At 58.8% G+C, this 4,827-nt stretch carries 8 protein-coding genes; 1 reads left to right on the top strand and 7 read right to left on the bottom strand.

Going from position 1 to position 4,827, the window contains the following annotated elements; genetic code table 11:
• From ABYO54_RS14135 to ABYO54_RS14110, 6 genes are all read right to left on the bottom strand, one after another.
• Positions 1-556: hydrogenase subunit MbhD domain-containing protein (locus ABYO54_RS14135; RefSeq protein ID WP_372808892.1), on the bottom strand; the 556-nt coding region annotated here is incomplete at its 3' end.
• Positions 553-837 carry a monovalent cation/H(+) antiporter subunit G gene (locus ABYO54_RS14130; protein ID WP_372808891.1) on the bottom strand — a complete coding sequence of 95 codons (285 nt, stop codon included), beginning with the start codon at positions 835-837 and terminating at the stop codon, positions 553-555. The genes ABYO54_RS14130 and ABYO54_RS14135, both read right to left, overlap by 4 nt.
• Positions 828-1,085, bottom strand: a complete 258-nt coding sequence (locus tag ABYO54_RS14125; protein ID WP_372808890.1) for a hypothetical protein — start codon at positions 1,083-1,085, stop codon at positions 828-830. The genes ABYO54_RS14130 and ABYO54_RS14125 overlap by 10 nt, the downstream gene beginning before the upstream one ends.
• Positions 1,082-1,462 carry a Na+/H+ antiporter subunit E gene (locus ABYO54_RS14120; RefSeq protein ID WP_372808889.1) on the bottom strand — a complete coding sequence of 127 codons (381 nt, stop codon included), beginning with the start codon at positions 1,460-1,462 and terminating at the stop codon, positions 1,082-1,084. Before ABYO54_RS14120 ends, ABYO54_RS14125 begins: the two co-directional genes overlap by 4 nt.
• Positions 1,459-2,880 (bottom strand): proton-conducting transporter membrane subunit, encoded by a 1,422-nt coding sequence (locus ABYO54_RS14115; RefSeq protein ID WP_372808888.1) that lies wholly within the window; start codon positions 2,878-2,880, stop codon positions 1,459-1,461. Before ABYO54_RS14115 ends, ABYO54_RS14120 begins: the two co-directional genes overlap by 4 nt.
• Positions 2,877-3,218, bottom strand: a complete 342-nt coding sequence (locus ABYO54_RS14110) for a cation:proton antiporter subunit C (RefSeq protein WP_372808893.1) — start codon at positions 3,216-3,218, stop codon at positions 2,877-2,879. The genes ABYO54_RS14115 and ABYO54_RS14110 overlap by 4 nt, the downstream gene beginning before the upstream one ends.
• Positions 3,219-3,414: 196 nt before the next feature.
• Here ABYO54_RS14110 and ABYO54_RS14105 point away from each other — a divergent pair, with 196 nt between their 5' ends.
• Complete coding sequence (locus ABYO54_RS14105; RefSeq protein ID WP_372808887.1) at positions 3,415-3,849, top strand: hypothetical protein; 435 nt, start codon at positions 3,415-3,417, stop codon at positions 3,847-3,849.
• A 43-nt stretch (positions 3,850-3,892) separates the two neighbouring features.
• Here ABYO54_RS14105 and epmA read toward each other — a convergent pair whose 3' ends face one another.
• Positions 3,893-4,741 carry an EF-P lysine aminoacylase EpmA gene (epmA, locus tag ABYO54_RS14100; RefSeq protein WP_372808886.1) on the bottom strand — a complete coding sequence of 283 codons (849 nt, stop codon included), beginning with the start codon at positions 4,739-4,741 and terminating at the stop codon, positions 3,893-3,895.
• Positions 4,742-4,827: the final 86 nt, after the last annotated feature.

Raw genomic sequence — 4,827 nt, 5'->3', positions numbered from 1 at the left:
GGATTCCTCCTTTCTCGCGGTACCGTAACCTGGCGACCGGTTCGTCGGCCTGCTTGAGCTTGCCGAGTTGTCGTTCGTGCCAGCGTCCGTGTTCTGCCAGCACCGTGACGAGGAGGTCCGCCGGAAGATCCGGCTCAAACAGGGGGCGCAGCGAGGGGGCGGTTCCGGATTTGACGCACACCGCGTCCACCCGTCCCTCTTTGAGGGCGGCGATCAACTCCTTTTCGCTGGGGAACACGATTTTGCGTTGCGATAGTTTATGGGTTTTGCACAGCCGCTTGATCGCGGCGGTGGAATCCCTGTTGGTCAACATTCCCACGCGCACCACCTGCGTGGAGCGCACGGTTACGGCATAAAGAATGACGGTCAGCAACGTACCCACCAGCACTTCGGTCAGGGCCACGTCGGGTGCGCCCAGCACGGCATAGAGCAACACGGAGACCACGCCCATCATGCCGCGCAAAACGAGCGCGGCGTATGGCTGCGTCTGCAGCACGGCAAAAAGCGCCGTCAGCGGAAGCAGTGCAACGATGAAGACCTCGAGCCAACCGTTCATTTTGGGTCCTCCCCGTGCCGGCTGTGGCCCAACCGGGCCATCACCAGCGAAAACGCCGTTCCCCAGAAGGCGATGGAGGCCATGGCCAGCAACACATGGGGCCAATACTCCGTTGAGTGCAACAGCACGCCCGCGAGAATGAAGAGCGACCCGATCATGTCGGAAATGCCCAAGGCATGGATTTTCCACAGATAGCTCTTCTTTCCGGTCAGGCGGAGCGCGCCCCAGAGCCAGAGGGCGGCGCCGATACCGGCCAGTACGGTTGCCAGAATCAATCGCATTCGTCCTCCAGTCCTTTAATCAATTTGGCGAGCAGAAGAAGGCCGGAATTGCCGACGCACAGAACGATCACCGCCACCAGCCCGATCATGACATCGTGTCGGTAGCGCGAAAAGATGATCAACACCACGGCCGCGCGGGTGGAAATGCTGGTGTAGCAGAGCATCCGTTCCCAGATGTTTGCGGTGCGGAAGGAGTGGACCACCGGGAACAGGAGCGTGAAAAGCATGAAGGCCAATAGGAGGGTCATGATGGGTCCCCGGGTTCCAGGGAGTGGATGCGGATCTCGTCGTCGTCCTCGCTTACGACCAGCGATCGGGGGGTGAAGGTGATGATGAACGATTGGCAGAAAATCGACCAGCGGTTTTGGGGATGCTGGATCTTTTCGGTGGAAATCCGTTCGTTGGGGTGGGGGATGAAGACGATGCAGGCCGACTCCCAGATCGCCATGGGTACCCGAATGAGGACGGAGAGAATGAGACGGAAAAGTTGCCAGGCCGAAAAGCGGTGCTTGGGCAGCAAGGCAACCAGCGCCGCCGCAACAAGGCCCGCGAGGGCGTTGGTCCGCGAAAAGTCGGCCGTGAGCAGCATCCAAATTCCGAAGGCGAGTATGAACGGTCCACTCATGGCAGGTACACCGTCACAATCAAAAATATGAGCGCGATGCAGGTCATCCCCACCACGTGCTCCAGCTTTTCCCAGCCTCCCGGAAGCGAGAGCTTGGCCAATCGCCAAAGGAGGGTTTTGTGCAGCAGCATGCCTGCCGCCAAGATGCCGGCGGACTTCGCCCAGGCCGAGAGGTTGTACGGGCCGGAAAGAATGCCGCACGCCAGCAGTACGATCCCGAGCAGGGTGGGCGACTGCCACCAGCTGGATTCCCGCCAAGAGGCCGGCTTTTGCGGAAGCAGGATAATCGGGGTCATGATCGCGGCCGTACCAACGGAAGCGAGCATCATCAGCCCATAGGCCCACTCCGAAAGCATCGTCCCGACGGAATATTTCGCATAAAAGCCGAACAGCAGCGGCCCCCCGGCAATCGACAACGCCGCCAGCACCATCGGCAGGGCAAGCGGCCGCTCGACGCCTTTTTCCTTCAGGCGCGTTAGGTCGCGATCGGGCAACCGGCCTGCGCATAAAAACAGGCTGGCTTTGGCGATCCCGTGGGCAAAGGCATACACCGGCCCCGCGACCGGGGCAATCAGCACGAATCCGACTTGGGAGATGGTTGAACAGGCCAGTAGCCGTTTCACGTCGCGCTGCAAAAAGGCCAGTCCGAGTCCGGTGAAAATGCCGCCGAAGCCGACCAGCCGAATAACGGTTTCCGCATCGGGCGAGCAGGCCTCCATGCGAAGCAGCGGCAACAGCCCGATGTTCACCACCAATCCGGAAAGAAGCGCGGAAACGGCCGCATCGGCTTCGGCGTGCGCCTGCGGCAACCAAAGGCCGGGCAAAAAAACGCCCCCCTTGACGAGCAGTCCCGTCACGATCATCGCCCGCGCCGTGGGCGGGGCCTTGACCGCGCTCGCAAACGTAAAATCGCCGGCCGATTCGTAGACCAGCAACACGCCCAGCAGAAAAAAGAGCATGCCGACATTGCTCAGGAAAATGTAGCGAAGCGCGTTCCAGAGGTGCCGCGTCGACATTCCTTGTCCGATCAATAGGAAGGCACAGATGGTGGTTAGTTCGATCACGACATAAAGATTGAACAGATCGTTGCTGACAAAGCAGGCGTTCACGCAACCGTGCAACACGGCCAGCAGGATGAAGAAATAGTGATGTCGGCCTTTGTAGCGCTCATGCCAGGCAACCGCAATCGACACGACGGCATTCAGCAGGACGAACCAGGCGGCCGCTCGATCGAGTACCAGCGAAATGCCAAAACTATCGACGAGGTGGATGGACATGGCGTTGCCCGTGCCAAGAACACCGAGGCTTGCCGCCGCGGAAACGAGGTAGGCAAAAACCGGGATGGTTCGCAGCCCGCGATGGAACATGAGGCAGAGCAGTCCCGTCAGGAACGGAAGAAAAACCAGGAGAAGGATCATCCGTCCTCCTTCCAGTGGTCTTCGATTTCGTCGACTTCCAGCGTGGGATATCGCTTGGCAATGTACATGCTTTGCACCAACACCAGGGCCACGATGGAGAAGCCGATCACGATCGCCGTCAGAATGACCGCCTGCAGAACGGGATCGGCATATGGTTCAACCGTTTCGCCGGTCACGGTCGGGGTGCGCCTTCCATGGCGCGTGGCATACAGCACGAACAGGCTGACAACCCCCGTGCCCATCACATCCATCGAGAGAATGCGCAGAAGCAGGTTCCGCTTGAAAAGCAAACCCAGCAAACCAATCAGTATGGTTGCGAGAATGAGTGCCTTCATGATGTGATCTTGCAACATGGCCTCCCGTCGTTCTGAAAACGAACCCCTGCACTGGGAGGGAGTATGACCTTTCGCATGACCGGGTCGTCAATTTAAAATAGCCAGCAAAGAGGTTCGAGGCGGATTCGGGCTTTAATAGGTATTGATGAATGTGTTGCCCTCCCTATAATCCCACCTAGTAAAACAGGAGATGTCTCGCATGGAAGAACTAGACCCGATCAAACTCAAGGCCGAACTCGACCAGTTCAAGAAAGAGAAGGAAAAGATCCGCCAGCTCATGGGGCAGATTGGCGGAAAGGATGCGGCAAAGCAGGATCACATGGTGAACATGTTTTTCATCATTGCGATCGCACTGCTGGCGACGAACGACTTAGTCAATCATGCCCTGCATATCAAGGATCCCTTTATTCCCCCTCTTTTCTCGCTGGAAATCGCGGTTCTGCTGGTTTCCATCAAGATTATCTGGATGATGCACAAGTCGACCAAGGTGGAGCATTTCCAGTTTTGGATCCTCAATTCGATCGAGTACCGCCTCAACGATGTCGCCAAGCAATTGCGGCAACTCGATAAGACGGTCGAGAAGTACCACAAGGGGAATGAGGACGAGGTAAAAGGCGGGAAAAAGGATTCGTAGCGGCTTTTTCCGGATGGTTTTTCGGCTCGGCGGGGCCGCCGCTCTATCGAAACGGCAGCACCGCATCCAGCGAGTCGGCCCCGGCCATCAGCATCAGCAGGCGGTCGATGCCCAGCGCCACGCCGCCCGACGGCGGCATGTTTCCCAGTGCGGCCAGGAAGGCTTCGTCGATCGGATAGACTGCTTTGCCCATCGCCTTGCGTTGTTCGGCGCACTCCAGAAACCGGGCGCGTTGCTCCACGGGATCGGTCAGTTCGGAATAGGCATTGGCCAGCTCGATGCCCTCGATGTAAAGCTCCCACCGTTCGGCGATCAGCGGGTTGCCCGGTTTGCGGCGCGAGAGGGCGGCGGCTTCGATGGGATAGTCTTTCAGCACCACGGCTCCGCCCAGTGCTTTAATGGCGGGCTCCACCTTTTCGACTAGATCGATGTCGAATCGATCCTCGTCGTAGTTCCCGGCGGGATCCCATCCGGCGTATTCCAGAAAGGCGCCGGAAACGGTCAACGGTTTCCAATCGGCCGGCGCATCCTCCCAGACGGCAGCGATCATCGCTTTGGTTTCGGCGAGAACATCCATGTAGTCGGCATGGGTTTGATACCACTCCAGCATGGTGTATTCCGGATGGTGGAGTTTTCCCCGTTCGCCATGCCGGAAACATTTTCCGATCTCGAAAATCCGATCGTGCCCGGCGGCCAGTAGCTGCTTGTGGAAGATTTCCGGCGAGGTGCGCAGGAAGTGGTCGCCCGAGGGCTCGGCGTCGATATGCAGTTCCATGCAGGGGGTTGCCAGCCGGATCGGGGTTTCCACCTCGAGGTAGCCGCGTTCGTGGAAAAAGGCGCGGATGCGGCGCATGGCGCGATCCCGCCGCTCCAAGGAAGATGTGGATTTCAATCGAAGCCTCCGTTGTCCGGGCCCAGTGGGGGTGAAGTGGTACCCCGGAGAGGACTCGAACCTCCTACCTACAGATTAGGAATCTG

Origin of the sequence: Pontiella sp., from assembly GCF_041622395.1 — a bacterium.
Taxonomy (GTDB): Bacteria; Verrucomicrobiota; Kiritimatiellia; order Kiritimatiellales; family Pontiellaceae; genus Pontiella.
This window is presented reverse-complemented; position numbering and strand designations above follow the sequence as displayed.

Excerpts from the sequence above, each read along its gene's own strand:
- ABYO54_RS14115 (WP_372808888.1), bottom strand. The coding sequence starts at position 2,880 with ATGATCCTTCTCCTGGTTTTTCTTCCGTTCCTGACGGGACTGCTCTGC.
- ABYO54_RS14120 (WP_372808889.1), bottom strand. The coding sequence starts at position 1,462 with ATGAGTGGACCGTTCATACTCGCCTTCGGAATTTGGATGCTGCTCACG.
- ABYO54_RS14130 (WP_372808891.1), bottom strand. The coding sequence starts at position 837 with ATGCGATTGATTCTGGCAACCGTACTGGCCGGTATCGGCGCCGCCCTC.
- ABYO54_RS14125 (WP_372808890.1), bottom strand. The coding sequence starts at position 1,085 with ATGACCCTCCTATTGGCCTTCATGCTTTTCACGCTCCTGTTCCCGGTG.
- ABYO54_RS14105 (WP_372808887.1), top strand. The coding sequence starts at position 3,415 with ATGGAAGAACTAGACCCGATCAAACTCAAGGCCGAACTCGACCAGTTC.